At 60.4% G+C, this 14,043-nt stretch carries 12 protein-coding genes; 7 read left to right on the plus strand and 5 right to left on the minus strand.

The genetic code is table 11. The annotated features are described in order from the left end of the window. The first annotated feature begins 269 nt into the window (after window positions 1-269). Both C4J83_RS10405 and C4J83_RS10410 read left to right on the plus strand, forming a co-directional pair. Window positions 270-632, plus strand: a complete 363-nt coding sequence (locus C4J83_RS10405; RefSeq protein WP_124416951.1) for a hypothetical protein — start codon at window positions 270-272, stop codon at window positions 630-632. Beyond that, complete coding sequence (locus tag C4J83_RS10410) at window positions 625-1,179, plus strand: type III secretion effector protein (RefSeq protein WP_237266704.1); 555 nt, start codon at window positions 625-627, stop codon at window positions 1,177-1,179. Before C4J83_RS10405 ends, C4J83_RS10410 begins: the two co-directional genes overlap by 8 nt. Window positions 1,180-1,205: 26 nt before the next feature. On the opposite strand, the gene C4J83_RS10415 is transcribed toward C4J83_RS10410, so the two are convergent. Next, window positions 1,206-2,357, minus strand: coding sequence for an MFS transporter (locus C4J83_RS10415; protein ID WP_119739399.1), 1,152 nt, complete (start codon window positions 2,355-2,357; stop codon window positions 1,206-1,208). Window positions 2,358-2,539: 182 nt separating this feature from the next. On the opposite strand from C4J83_RS10415, the gene C4J83_RS10420 reads away from it, so the two are divergent. The 5 genes from C4J83_RS10420 to C4J83_RS10440 all read left to right on the plus strand — a co-directional run bounded on the left by C4J83_RS10420 (window position 2,540) and on the right by C4J83_RS10440 (window position 9,628). Beyond that, complete coding sequence (locus C4J83_RS10420; protein WP_124416952.1) at window positions 2,540-3,526, plus strand: diaminopimelate epimerase; 987 nt, start codon at window positions 2,540-2,542, stop codon at window positions 3,524-3,526. 301 nt (window positions 3,527-3,827) lie between these two features. Beyond that, window positions 3,828-5,846 (plus strand): type VI secretion system Vgr family protein, encoded by a 2,019-nt coding sequence (locus C4J83_RS10425; RefSeq protein WP_124416953.1) that lies wholly within the window; start codon window positions 3,828-3,830, stop codon window positions 5,844-5,846. Further along, window positions 5,846-6,682 carry a DUF4123 domain-containing protein gene (locus C4J83_RS10430; protein ID WP_124416954.1) on the plus strand — a complete coding sequence of 279 codons (837 nt, stop codon included), beginning with the start codon at window positions 5,846-5,848 and terminating at the stop codon, window positions 6,680-6,682. Before C4J83_RS10425 ends, C4J83_RS10430 begins: the two co-directional genes overlap by 1 nt. After that, window positions 6,675-7,457, plus strand: coding sequence for a hypothetical protein (locus tag C4J83_RS10435; RefSeq protein WP_119739408.1), 783 nt, complete (start codon window positions 6,675-6,677; stop codon window positions 7,455-7,457). Before C4J83_RS10430 ends, C4J83_RS10435 begins: the two co-directional genes overlap by 8 nt. 14 nt (window positions 7,458-7,471) lie before the next feature. After that, window positions 7,472-9,628 (plus strand): lipase family protein, encoded by a 2,157-nt coding sequence (locus C4J83_RS10440; RefSeq protein WP_124416955.1) that lies wholly within the window; start codon window positions 7,472-7,474, stop codon window positions 9,626-9,628. A 9-nt stretch (window positions 9,629-9,637) separates the two neighbouring features. Here the strand turns inward: C4J83_RS10440 and codA are convergent, their stop codons facing one another. The 4 genes from codA to C4J83_RS10460 all read right to left on the minus strand — a co-directional run bounded on the left by codA (window position 9,638) and on the right by C4J83_RS10460 (window position 14,024). After that, window positions 9,638-10,873: a cytosine deaminase gene (gene codA, locus C4J83_RS10445; protein WP_124416956.1), complete on the minus strand. Its 1,236-nt coding sequence runs from the start codon at window positions 10,871-10,873 to the stop codon at window positions 9,638-9,640. A gap of 27 nt (window positions 10,874-10,900) precedes the next feature. After that, window positions 10,901-12,118: a PucR family transcriptional regulator gene (locus C4J83_RS10450; RefSeq protein ID WP_124416957.1), complete on the minus strand. Its 1,218-nt coding sequence runs from the start codon at window positions 12,116-12,118 to the stop codon at window positions 10,901-10,903. Then, complete coding sequence (codB, locus tag C4J83_RS10455) at window positions 12,115-13,383, minus strand: cytosine permease (RefSeq protein WP_124416958.1); 1,269 nt, start codon at window positions 13,381-13,383, stop codon at window positions 12,115-12,117. The genes C4J83_RS10450 and codB overlap by 4 nt, the downstream gene beginning before the upstream one ends. A gap of 200 nt (window positions 13,384-13,583) precedes the next feature. Then, window positions 13,584-14,024 carry a GNAT family N-acetyltransferase gene (locus C4J83_RS10460; RefSeq protein ID WP_124416959.1) on the minus strand — a complete coding sequence of 147 codons (441 nt, stop codon included), beginning with the start codon at window positions 14,022-14,024 and terminating at the stop codon, window positions 13,584-13,586. Window positions 14,025-14,043: the final 19 nt, after the last annotated feature.

Genomic DNA, 14,043 nt, shown 5'->3' on the forward strand with positions numbered 1-14,043 from the left:
AGGCGAGCCGCAACGAAAGCAAAGGGTCGGGCGCCTGGGCTGTATTGATCCATGGCCTGAAAACTGTCTGGCGTGGGGGGAAGTCGGATTGACCCAGGGCCTCATGGTTTTTACATGCTGTTATTGGTATTCAGCCGCTGCCCGGAACTATCGTGCCCAACTCGCCACACATCGGTTGCTTGCTCCTACGCAATCAACCCACTGATCCGGAGCACCTCGGTGTTGAATTTCAGGCAAGCACAGATCAGCAAAAGGTCGGGAGATGACGTATGACAATTGAGGGTGCATTACCGCGCATGCTGCCAACGGCCATGGGCGGCCCGCAGGTTCGCTGGCCTTCGCCGCCGCCTGTGGCACAGCCATTTTGCGAGGATCAATCTGTTGCGCAAGACCTGCCGCCGCCGCGGCGGCACGGCTTGCGCGCTACCGTACCGTCGTTGCGGCACCAGGCGCTGCAGAACGCGCCAGCGGCTCGCGCAGACACCACGCTTCCGGGCCCGAGCTTCACCGATAGGCAACTGGCGCTCGAGTTGCGAAAGAACTTTGACGTGTTTGAAAACTACAGCGAGGGGGGCTGTGTGACGCCGTCCTCGCTGCGCCAATTTGCAGCCGAAAAGCGTGAGGGTGAATAACGTGCGCGACCGCATGATCCTGGTGGTCAGGGAAATTCTCAAGCGCCCGCTGCTGAGCGACGCAATCATCGATTGCGACGGCTATATCACCCGCGACAGCCTGGAAGCCGCTTGCGCATTGCGCGGCAACAGTTCACCCAACGCCTTCAGCCAGGACCCTTTCCATGGCCAGGGCAATGCCAGCGTCGTGCAGGCGTTGCAAGGTCACTTCAAACAGCTGAGGGACACGCTCAAGGACCGCACCGTGTTCTTTGAAACCTTTGAGTACGTGGATATTTCGCTGCTCAAAGTGGTGATGAATGACCCCGATGACAGCGACTCACTGGGCAGGCCGATTCTTGAACCCACCACCGGATTGCCCAGGAAGAAATACAGCGAGCACTGTGTATACACGGCAAAAAACATCATCGAGCGCCCAGGATTATTGCGCTCGCTGGCGCGCGCCAATACCCAGCGCTTGTTTGGGCGCTCCAGGCACGAGGGCTGGCTGTGCAACAAAAGCCTGGAGCGCTGGCTGGAACAGCACCAGATGCACAAGGCCCGGTAGCGTCCAGGCCGTGTGCGGCAGGCAATTTACACCTTGAGGATTTTGCCGCTGATGGCCACCCCGGCCAGCAGCATCGCGACCAGCACGAAGGCGATGCTCAAGCTGCTGCCGTGGGCGATAAAGCCGATCATGGCCGGGCCGGCAAGAATGCCGGCATAGCCCAGGGTCGTAATGGCCGGTACCGCAATGTGCTCCGGCATGACTTTTTGCTTGCCGACGGCGGTGTACAGCACCGGCACGATGTTCGAGCAACCAGCGCCCACCAATGCATACCCCAGCAGCGCGGTTTCCCAGGCCGGGAACAGCGTGGCGAGCAGCATGCCGGCGGTGGCCAGCGAGCCGCCGATAACAATCACACGGGTGGCGCCCAGCCGTCGCACAATGGCATCGCCGGTCAGGCGTCCCGCAGTCATGGTCAAGGCAAATGCCGCATAGCCGAGGCCGGCGTAAGCCTCATCCAGGCCACGCTCGGCGCTGAGGAATACGGCACTCCAATCCAGCACCGCGCCCTCAGCCAAAAATACGATGAAACACAGGCAGCCAATAAACAGCACCACACCGTGAGGCACTGCAAACGCCGGGCCCGAGCTTTCACTGCCGTAGGGCAACAGATGTGGCCCGGCCTTGAGCAGCGCGACCGCCACGATCACGATCACCACCAGGGTCGCCTGCAACGGCGACAGGCCCAGGCCGAGCAACCCGGAGACTCCCGCCGCACCGACAATGCCGCCGAGGCTGAACAAGCCGTGAAAGCCCGACATCATGGTTTTACCGCTGGCACGCTCAACGATGACGGCTTGCAGGTTGACCGTCGAATCCACGGTGCCCAGGCCTGCGCCGAACAGAAACAGCCCGGCCATCAGCAGTGGGATCGAGCTGACCGTCGCGAGCATCGGCAGGGCCAGGCAGATCATGATCGTGCCGCCCGTCAGCACGCGTCGGCAGCCGAAACGTGAGGCCAGCGCACCGGCCACCGGCATGGCGATGATCGAACCCACTCCCAGGCACAACAGCAGCAGACCCAGCGTGCCCTCGTTGAGTTGCGCGCGTGCCTTGGCATACGGCACCAGCGGCGCCCAGGCGGCGATGCCGAAGCCGGCGATGAAAAAAGCGATACGGGTCGACATTTGTTCCAGTCGCCCGGGAACCACGGGCGCTGGAGTGGGAATGGCAGTCATGAAAAATCCTTGGTTTTGCGTTCAGCGAACGATGTCCGGCGCGACATCCTTGCATATCAGGCGCTCTCGAGCGAGCCGGGTTCCCTTCGGATGACCCGATCGACAGTTCTGTAATACGCTGCCGTCCCGTGTGCAGGCAATTGGACGGACAAGCCGATGAAGATTTTCAAGCGGGTGGCAATATGACCCAGTTCTATGACGCGCGGGGCAATATCTACGCGGTGGCCAGCCCGGCCTATCTGCGCAGCCGCGGTGTCGATGTGCCCGAGCGCGCTGACTTGGCGGCGCACACTCGCAAGGACTGGGCAGCATCGGCAATCTCCTCCGAGTGCGGCTGGGGCGCGTTGCCTCGACCCGCCAATGCGAAGGCGCACCGTTGCGATGGTTTGCTGGTCGGGCCATTTCAATCCGCGCCGCCGTTCGACCTGCTGATCGTCAATACGGATGGCTCTCTCGCCGAACGCAGCGGCAACGGTCTGACTATCTTTGCGCAGGCGTTGACCGATCAGGGCTTGATCGTTCAGACGTGTGAATTGCGCGTGCACCATGACCAGCCGGTCACGGCGTCGCCTGTTGCCACCCGCGTGGAGCCGGCGTTGTACGAACAGGTGGCAGGTTTCTGGCTGGCATTGGGGCTACCGATGTTCGGCCCCGGCGCAGTGGCCGCTGCGGGTGTCAATGCGGTTGCGGTCAGGGAGCGTGAGTTCAGTCACGTGGCCGCGTTGGCGGCAATCAACCCGCACTGGGCTTGCAGTGAGTTTGTACGCGTGGGCAACCCTCATTGCGTGACGCTCGTCGAGCACGCCAGCGCGTTACCCGACAATCGGTCGATGCAACAGCCTGAACTGTTCGGGTTGTTGCAGGCGATTGCCTTCGCACCGCCGCTCGGGCGTGGTCAACCTTGTAGTGCCGGAATCAATCTGCAATGGGCTGCCCGATCTTCGGACAATCACCTGATCGCGCGGGTGTTTGAGCGGGGAGAGGGTCCCACCGCGTCCTCGGGGACCAGCGCCAGTGCAGTGGCGTGCGCGGCATGGCGAGCAGGTTGGGTCACGGACGGCGTGGTAACCGTGGTCATGCCAGGTGGCACGGCGCCCGTACGGTTGCAAAGCCAGGGTGAAACACTGCTGAACGTCAGCCTGTTCGGGACTGCCAGGGCTCAAGCCTGATCGTGACAGAGCAGCTGATGGCGTGGGTTAGTGTCAGCTGTTTCTTTATTGGTTAGTTAGGTTTGTGAAGTTAACGTAGGAAATTTCTTGTTGTTCGTAGTTGCTTTATTAACGCGCTGTAATGTTTCGTAAAAGACACTTCCGACCCCAATGTACGAAACTTCTTTTTTGTTTTTGAAGAGCCGAATGTCGCGTGAAATCGCTAAGCTTCACTGCGTTAAGGCGCTTTTTCCCAGCTGTTCGATCAACATCCGACGGGAGAAAGCCTTTCAGTCAACTATGTGATGATGGGTAACTACGGATGGTGAGTGCGTTAATGTCAACACGTTTCAAATTGATACTTCCAGAAGTTGCCAGCGACTTTCAAGTGCTCGCTTTTGAAGGCAATGAAGTCATTGATCAGCCTTATTTCATTCAACTGCAGGTAGTCAGTGAAAACGCCTCGCTGGACCTTGAGGCACTGCTCCATCAGCCTGCCTATCTTGACTTCGGCACGGCGGACGCAGGGCTGCATGGGCAAATCCACGCCATCGGCCGTGATGATCCGGGCGCGCGGCTGACCCGTTATCACCTCACCCTGGCCCCCCGGCTGGCGTGCCTGGCCCACCGGCGTGACCAGCGGATTTTCCAGCAGCGCAGTGTGCCGCAGATCATCGCTGCGGTGCTTGAGCATCACGGTATCCTTGCCGACGCCTATTGCTTCGAACTCGGCCCGGTGGTCTATCCGCCACGCACGTTCTGCGTGCAGTACGCTGAAACCGATCTGCACTTCATCCAGCGCCTGTGCGAAGAGGAGGGCATTCACTACCATTTCCGCCACAGCACGAACAATCACGTGCTGGTGTTTGGTGACGACCAGACGGTGTTTCGGCGCTTGCCTGCGCAGCGCTACTGTCCGGTGCATGACTATGTCGACGAATCGGGGGTGATCCAGGGTTTCGAGGTGCGCCTGGAAACCCGCACTCGGCATACGGCTCGCCGCGATCATGATTTCGAGCACCCGTTGTTGCGCTTGCACGACACGGCAGGCACTGCCTGGGCGCAACCTTTGGAGGATTATCGCTACCCTGGTGGCTTCTTTGACCCTGCACGGGGCAAACAATTGACGCGCCGAAGCCTGGAGCGCCATCAGAGCGACCGTCATCACGCGCTGGGCAGCAGTGATCAAGCTGCGTTGAGCTGCGGCCATTTCCTCGAACTGCGTGATCACCCCGATCCGGCCTGCAACGACCTTTGGTTGATCACATCAGTGCGTCATGAGGGTTATCAACCGCAGGTACTTGAGGAAGCGGTGGTTGAGACGGACGCATTCCAGGGCTACCGCAACCGGTTCATCGCCACACCCTGGCGCGCGCCTTATCGGCCTCTTCTGAAGCACCCGAAGCCGACCATCAATGGCAGTCAAACCGCCACAGTGACAGGGCCTGCGGGCGAAGAGGTGTATTGCGATGCCTATGGCCGGGTGAAAGTACGGTTTCATTGGGATCGCCTGGAAAACGCCGATGACAAAAGCAGCTGCTGGGTACGGGTAGCGTCCGGTTGGGCGGGGGATGGCTTTGGCGCAATGATGATTCCGCGCGTGGGCATGGAGGTGCTGGTGACCTTCCTGGAGGGCGATCCCGACCGGCCATTGATCAACGGCTGCCTGCCCAATGCGTTGCACATGCCGACCTATCCTTTGCCGCAGCACGGTACCCGCAGTGTCTTGCGCAGCCGCAGTTCGCCGGGCGGCGGGGGAGCCAACGAACTGCACCTTGAAGATCGCCGTGGCGAGGAACTCATCTACTTGCGCGCTCAGCGTGATCTGGAGCAGAAAGTGGGGCACGACAGTCGCTTGGAGGTCGTCGGAGAGCGCCACGAAATCATCCGTGGACTGAGCACGGCTCACCTGCAAAGCGGCGAGCGTCGTCATATCGGGGGTGATCGCAATGTCGAGCTCAAAGCGCATGATCACCTGGACGTGCAGGGCGACAGTCAGACACGGGTAGGGCGTTTGCTGGTCATAGAAGCCGGGCAACAAATCCATCTCAAGGCAGGTGCCAGCCTGGTCATCGATGCGGGCGCGCAACTGAGCCTCAGGGCTGGGGGTGAGTATGTGCTGGTTCAGGCCGGCGGTATTTTCACCAGCAAACCCATTACCGTCGGCGGCTTGCCACCCCCGAATTCATCAACGAGCCCCTTTTCAGCAACAACAGGCCCGAAAATGGCGGTTGCGCAAGGCCTCGTCATGGCGTTGGCCCGGCAATTGGGGGCTGATTTTTGTCCTGTGTGCGAGCAATGCCGCGAAGGCCAGTGCGCTATCAAGCGGAGGGCTGCTTGATGCAGAGCACGCCTGGCCGCTGGATGGCCCAACAGCAACAAGCGGGCCGCCGACTGTGTCTGATCCTTGACGGCAACCATGAGGCACGCCAGCCGCTGCTGGCAGCCCGTAATCTGTCGCAATATTGCAGTCTCTACGGTGAGAGCGCTGTGGCCGAACTGGCAGCGGTTGGTCCGGTGATCCTGCTATTGGAGCAGGCAAGTGAGCCTGCGCTGTTCGACCTGCTGCAGCACCCGCAGTCTGACTGGGGTTGGTTGGCAAGCCTGCCCGACGACGACCTGGCCGGTGCGGCCCGACATTGGCGCGAGCGCATGCTGGTAGGGCTCGAGGGCAGCCAGGCGTTGTATCGCTTTCATGACAATCGAACCCTGGCTCGCGTGTTGGCTCATCTGCCGAGTGAGCACTGGCCGGTGTTCCTCGGCCCGCTGATCAGCGTGTGCTACTGGCACGAGGGCCATTGGCACCACGGCGATAATCCGGCCCCCGGTGAGTATCCGGTGCCAGTTCCGGCACCCTGGCTCAACACCCCCAACCCCCATACGGCGGCCATCCTGCACGCCAATGTCCTGCGTTACCTGCTGACCGAGCACAGCGAAGACCTCGCCGCACTGGTTGAATTCCAGGACCCTCGAATCTGGTTATCTCAGGTATTGGAACAGGCTCGTGCGTGGCAATGGCGTGCGCCGCAACAGCTTGAGTTCCTGGTAATGCGCAGGTTGGAAGAGGCAACGCGTACCTGCGTCATTCAGTGGCAGCCAATGCAAGGAGAAACGCCTGGGGACCACTTCGAACGAGTATCGGCGCAGTGGCGCAGGCTGGGAGGTATGCATGGATAAGCGGCTGCGTGGTGCATTGGTCGCGCTGGGTGCGGGATGGCTTTCGGGATGTGCGGTGGGGCCGGTCAATCACTTCACGTTGGAGGTGGATTTGCCTGCGGAGTTTCGGTTTACAGGGGCGGCTAACTACGGTCCTGCAAGGGACCAGTTGTGCACCTTGCCGCGACGTCGAGGCAAGAGGCCAGAGCGGAAGATCTTTATTGCTGATTACAAACCGGTGGCCGAACGAGTGAGCTATGACCTGCCGCTGACTGAAACCATCGAGGGATGCCCATCGGTGTTGAAGAGCGTGGAGTTCGACATTTATGCGAAATGGGGCGAGCGCGACGCAGATGTCGGTGGAGATTCAGCCGCTATCTATTTCGCAGATCCTGTCGAATCTGAGCGCGTAGCAGGGATGCCCGGCTCAGGTGTGCAGGAGCTGGCCGGTCAATGCAGGTGGTTTTTTCGCACGGTGGGGCCCTTGCATGCAATCAGAAAAATTCTGGAGTGCAGAGCGTTGGACGCAGGAGGGCAGCGGCAGAAAGTTCGAGCGGGCGGTGTCGTGCAACGAGAGCTGTTACCTGGAAAAAAAGTCAGGCTGGAACTGGCGCTTTCAGATCAGGAAGAACCGGCTTTTGACCGGCGGTGGATAGCTGTACCGGGAGGGTGGAAACGCTGCAGGGGTAAAAGCTTTGAGGATCAGCAGGGAGCTTGCGAGCCCGATAACAAGGACTTCAAACCTATAAAGATGCCGGATGGACGCACTTGTGATGTCTATCCCACCTGTAATTGACAAGGAGTCGAGTCATGAATCAAGAAGCGCGCAAGCAAGCTTTTTTCAGCAGCAACATGCCTGCATGTGCATTGAAAGGACATTGGGCAAGCTTTTGTCTGGTTGATGAAACGGGCAGTGGGAAGGCCTACGGCGGGCTTGCTTACACTGTCTATGACAGTACGGGCCACTCGTACAATGGCAGGCTGACTGGGGAGGGGTTTGCCAAGCTACAAGGGTTTTACTGCGGTCCCGTCGTGCTTATTCTGGAGGGGTTGTACGCTGGGAATGAGCAGCCGTATTTTGAATTGAGTACGCGCAAGACTTACAAATTGCCCATCACCGAACTCCAGGCACGGGCCGAACAAACCCGCTTTTGCACTGCTGATGGCCAGCGTATCGAGGGAAATCCTGCACAGCGCAAAGCGGACCGGTTTTATCAGGTAGAAGTGCGCGACCTGGTCCGGCATGTTGCTCACTTACCGCCGTTGGCGCCCCGCACTTACCCACCTCAACGCCATGCGTTAAAAATGATGGCTGAGTTGGGCTTCGGTCCGCCTCAGCCGACTTTGTCTGGTGTGGTGTTGTTCCCCAACCTGCATACCGTGCTGGAAGTACGACCTTTACGAGCCCTGCGCCCGATGCTATCCACAGAGGATCGTTTCTGCGCCTTGAACCTCTACCAATTGGCGCTGATGGCTACCTTGAGTTACTGCGATTTTGGCCAGCAGCCTCCAACGAATCCGGTGGATAAAGTCAGCTTTCCTCTGGATCCCGGCATAGGGAATCTGTTCGTCGAAAAGCTTTCGGCCTATCAAGAAGCCTGGAATGTTGATCGCGAGCAGGTGCAGCGCTTTTACCCGCTCTATGAGGAAGTCCCATACTCCCAGCGTTTTGAGATCGTGCCCTTCGACCCTGACGTGTACCCACAGAACCGCTCTGAGCTTGGCGCAAAACAGGAGCATCCTGCTCTGGTGCATTTTTTCAACGATGAGCAGTTCGGAACGGACACTCAGGCGTTCATCACTCATCACGCTGAAGTCATCCTGATCGCTGTTCGAGGCACCGCCAGCGGCGCCGATGCACTGCGAGACGCCGACGCCCACCAAGTGCCGTTTTCTGACGGCGTGGGCAAAGCCCATAAGGGCTTCTATCAGGCGTATCTAGCGATGCGCGATTTTATTCTGCGATACCTCGAGCAGTTTCACAGCGGCCAGCGCATTGTAATCTGCGGCCACAGCCTCGGCGGCGCCATCGCCTTGCTCCTGGCAGAAGGATTGCGACGAATCCCCGACACTCAGTACAACATTCTCCTCTACACCTACGGCGCACCCCGCGCCGCCGACGCCGAGTTCACCGAAGGCGCCTCAGCGCTGGTCCACCATCGCATCGTCAACCACAACGACCCGGTGCCCAGCGTTCCGGCCACGTGGATGAACACCACCGCAAAACTCTGGGTTCCGGGTGTAGTGGCGTTGTTCAGCGCACCCGGTCCGGGTGGGCTTCTGTTTGCCGCCGGCCTGGTGCGTGTGGGTGGCAGTCCCTACCAGCATCACGGCGAACAGCAGCACTTCATGCCGATCAAACTGGCCGATGGCACGCATTCCTCGGTGTTATGGACGCCCGGTTGTGAGTCTATTCTGCAGGCCGGTTGTAACCGTGCCTTGCAACTTCAAGGTGACATGCCCAACCGCGCCAACGTGCTGAAACAACTGTTTCAGGCCAGCCAGCACTTCATGACGGCCAGTTACATTCCGGCGGCCTGGGCCACGTTGCGTCGCTGGCAACAAACCGTTGATAGCCAAGGGCCTCTGGTCACGCAGAGAGAATTTGAGCTGCTGGGCCGTGCCCTTGAGAGCATGACTGCGCAGTTGCGCGACAAGAACCGCGAGCTGGACCGTCGCCGCCCCTCAAACCAGCGTGGCTATGGGCACGAACATAGCCAGGCGTTGAACGCAGAAATTGACCGGTTGCGCACCAGTCGCCAACGCTTGGAGTCCCTGCGCTGGCGGCGCCTGGACGCCCGCGACGTGTATGGCAGTCACGCCGATCGCGCGCACCTGCAACCCAGCCTGAAGCGTTGGTTCAGCCACCGTGAAAACCGTGAGTTGGCGCAAGTTGCCAGTATTCCTGCGCCGATTCATGACGGTTCAGGCAAGGTGCATCCGCTCGACCTCGACTCCATTGTGTAGACAGGCCGGTTACAAAAACTCCACCTGCGCCGGTTGCCGTTTCATCAGCACTTTGCCATTGCGGATTGAGTACAGCGGCAGGCCCTGGCTGCGAATAACTTCGTAGTCGCTGTTTGCCGACAAGATCAGCAAGTTGGCCGGGCGCCCCGGCTCCAGGCCATAACGCTCGCCCAGGGCCATGGCCTTGGCGCTGTTGTCGGTGACCAGGTCCAGAGCACTTTGCAGATTGCGATAGCCGAGCATATGGCAAATGTGCAAACCGGCTTCCAGGACCCGCAGGATGTTGCCGTTGCCCAAGGGGTACCAAGGGTCGACGATCGAATCCTGGCCAAAGCATACGTTCATGCCGGCGTCGAGCAGTTCGTTGACGCGGGTCACGCCGCGGCGTTTCGGGAAGCTGTCGAAGCGGCCTTGCAGGTGAATGCTTTCGGTGGGGCAGGAGACGAAGCTGATTCCTGAGTGCCCCAGCAGGCGAAACAGTTTGGCGCAATACGCATTGTCGTAGGAGCCCATGGCCGTGGTGTGGCTGGCGGTGACGCGTGCGCCCATGTCGCGGCTGCGGGCTTCTTCGGCCAGCACTTCGAGAAAGCGCGAGTGAGGGTCATCGGTTTCGTCGCAGTGCACGTCCACCAGGCAACCCGTGCGTTCGGCCAGGTCCATGAGGAACTTCACCGAGCTGACGCCTTGGTCACGGGTGTACTCAAAGTGCGGAATGCCGCCGACGACGTCGGCGCCCAGGCGAATGGCCTCGGCCATCAACTCGCGGCCATTGCGGTAGGACTCGATGCCTTCCTGGGGGAAGGCGACGATTTGCAAGTCGATCAGGTGCGAGCTGTCTTCGCGTACCTCAAGCATGGCTTTGAGTGCCGTGAGCTCGGGGTCAGTGACGTCGACGTGGGTGCGGACATGCTGAATGCCGTGGGCTGCCAGGGTCTGGATGGTTTTTTTGGCGCGAGTCTTGGTGTCTTCCTGGGTGATCGTGGCTTTACGCTCGCCCCAGCACTCGATGCCTTCGAACAGCGTGCCGCTCATGTTCCAGCGCGGTTCGCCAGCCGTAAGGGTGGCGTCGAGGTGAATGTGGGGTTCAACAAAAGGCGGTATGACCAGGTTGCCAGCGGCGTCCAAATCACCGGCCCTTAAAGCAGGTACCTCGGTTTGCGAAGTGATGCTGGCGATCCGGCCGTGTTCCAGGTGCAGATCATGCAGGCCTTCACGGTTGCGCAGGCGGGCGTTGATGATATGCATGGGCAAGTTCCTCTTGGCTAAAGACAATCAGGCAGTCAGCCGCCAGATCATCAGGGCTATTCCGATGTCCAGGCGGTCGTATGAGTTGCCCAGCGTCAGCCCGCTCAGGGCTTCGATACGCTGGACGCGGTGCGTCACCGTGTTGCGGTGCAGGGCCAGGCGCTGCGCGGCGGCCACAAGGTTACCATTCTCGTGAAACCAGGCTTCCAGGGTCGGCATCAGGCAAGGGCCATGGTGGCGGTCGTGGCGCAACAACGGGCCCAGGCGCTCATTGAGAAACTGGTCGAGCAGGGCGCGATCACGCACGCCACTGAGCAGTTTCAATACGCCGAGTTCGTCATACACACAAAGCCCGGCGCGGTCGCTGAAACGTCGCGCCGCCGCCAAGGCCTGGCGTGCCTCATCCTGCGCCTGAGCCAGGCTCGCGGGTGGGTGGGCAGCGGCACTCAGGCCGATAAACAGTTTCAAAGGGGCCAGCCGCAGGTTCAAGGGGTTAAGCCAGGCAACCCATTGTTGGCGATTGGCCAACGCTTGCACGGCATCGGTGGCCGGCAGCAACAATGTCCAGTGCCCAGCCCTGCCCACAATCGGCAATGCTGCATGATGCTGCGCCGAGAACTGGCGCAATCGACGCGCGATACTGTCGTGCTGCCGGGCCAATTGCGCCTCCGTCTGCGCAGTATCACCCTGGGCAAATAATGCCTCGCCACCCTCCAGTTGCAACTGGACAACCTGCCAATGCCCGGCCAGCGACATGCCCAGCTGCGCTGCCCGATTCAGTAACACCTCAAGGGACTGATAATCACCGGCGAGCAAGCGTTCCAGCACGTCGTGTTGCGAACGGCCCAGTTGCTCGGACTGGATCAGCGCCGAACCAATCGCCTGTGTCACCAGCACCATTTTCAGCGAGTAAGGCTGCTCGATCAGCGGCATGCCGGCCGCTTCGGCGGCGCTCAACAGGCGCTGGGGGATTGTCTGGATATAGGCCGGCCCGGTGAGGATCACCAGACCGGCAACCTGACGCTGGCACGCTTCTTCAAGCAAACGCAGGAGGTTGGGTTCATCGCGTGGGTGATTGATGCCGGTGACGAACACCAACTCGCCGCCCAGTACCCACTCGGCAATCCCGCTGTTTTCCGCGACATACGGCCAGCGCACGGCGTTATCCAGGCCGCTGTCACCTGCGCGCAGGCGCATCGATTCAAGGCCGGGCAGGGCCAGTACATCGGCGACGGTGAGGCTCATGCCGGGGCATCAGCCAGCGGCGCACGCACACGCAGCACGGCGGTCAGCACGACGTAGGTCAGCGACGCGGCAACAATCCCCACCAGTGGCGCCACCCAGGGCGAGTGGAACGCCAGCACCGTGCCCACCGCGTACGCCACCAGCCCAGGCCAATTGAATGCCGGCAGGCGCGTCTCGGCCAGGCGCGGGTACTGGCCGCGATAGCGGTAGAAGAAGTCTGCCATTATCACGCCGCCAATCGGTGGGATCACTGTGCCCAGCAAAATCAGGTAGGGCACCAGCATGTCGTACATGCCGAGCAGCGCCAGCAGGGTGCCGATAACCGCACCGGCCAGGGTCACGGTCTTGCGGCGACGGGTCCGCAGCAAGTTGCAGCCGGCGACGGCAAAGTTATAAATGGTGTTGTCCTGGGTGCTCCAGATATTGAGCAACAACATGGCCATGGCCGCCATCGCGAAGCCTTGCAGCAACAACACTTCCACCACGTCTGGCTGCTGGTAGACGATGGCGCCATAGGCCCCGATCAGTACCATCAAACCATTGCCGATAAAAAATCCGATCAGGCTGGCCAGCACCGCGACCTTGGCCGAACGGGAAAACCGCGTCCAGTTGGTAGCCTGGGTCGCACCGCTGACAAAAGTGCCAAACACCAGTGTGATCGCGGTGGACAAATCCAGCTCGCCTGACGGCACGACTGCCAGCAGGCCGTCCAGCCCGCCGACTTTTACCGTGGCGACCCACATCGACAGAAACAGCAAGATACCCATGGCCGGCACCGCGATGTAGGACAGCACCTCCAGCCCGCGATACCCCACATACGCCGTGGCGCAGAACACCATGCCGAACAGCACCATCAGGCCCAACACGCTGCCCTGGCTAAGCTCGAAATACTTGCCCAGCACCACGGCGGCGGTGGCCGTGCCCCAGGCGTACCAGCCGATCTGGGTAAAGCCGAGGATCAAGTCGCTGAGCTTGCTGCCGACCTCGCCAAAGCAGAAGCGGCCCATCAACACTGAATTCAAGCCACTCTTGAACGCGATGTAACCCAGGCCCGCGGCGTAAATGCCCAGCAACAGGTTACCCAGGGCCACAACGCCGAGCATGTCGGTAAAACTGAACGCTACGCCCAGCTTGCCGCCGGCAAACATGGTCGCGGTGAAAAACGTGAACCCCAGCAGCACCATGGCGGTGGATGCCAGGCCCTTGCGCGCATGCATCGGCACTTCGCTGAGGGGGTAATCGTTGCCCGGTTCTTGCTGAGTCATGGCCCTGCTCCCTGAATGAGTGACGCAGGCCTGTTGCACCGCGCGTGCCAAATCGGCAGAAGTGACAGGCGCACGCAAGATGCTGTGCACCGTGCACAGTATTTATAGCCACATTGGGGAGAGTCGCAGGGAACAGTGGTCTTTGTGCCCAGTCGGGCACGAAAGCGGTGCAGCGGTGATACAAATTGGATCAGCTGCTGCTAAAGGCGCTTGGTCATGTACACGCGGCGCAGACCCTGTTCCACGGCGCGATGGGTTTGCACGTAGCCACGGCGTGTGTACAACGCGATGTTCTCGGTCATGGTTTCATGGGTGTACAGGTAAATCGCTGCGTAGCCGGCGTCGATGGCGCGTCGTTCGGCAAAATCCATCAGCAGTCGTCCGAATCCCAAGCCCTGGGCGTCAGGTGCTACAGCGAGGTTGTCCAGCAGCAAAGCGCCTTCGCCCTTGAGCAGGATAATGAACCCTTGAACCTTCCCGGCGTTGTCCAGCACGTAAACGCCGCCAGCCTCGACCAACAGCTGATAGTCCTCAAGCATCGGCCCGGGCTTGCGGCCGATCCGCTCGATGTAGGGCGAGTAGGCGGCTTCGACAATGGCCTTAATGGCAGCAACGTCATCAGGGATGGCGGGGCGCATCATTGCAGTGTGCTCCTGTAAC

It is taken from the genome of Pseudomonas sp. LBUM920, assembly GCF_003852315.1.
In the GTDB taxonomy this organism is placed as follows: domain Bacteria; phylum Pseudomonadota; class Gammaproteobacteria; order Pseudomonadales; family Pseudomonadaceae; genus Aquipseudomonas.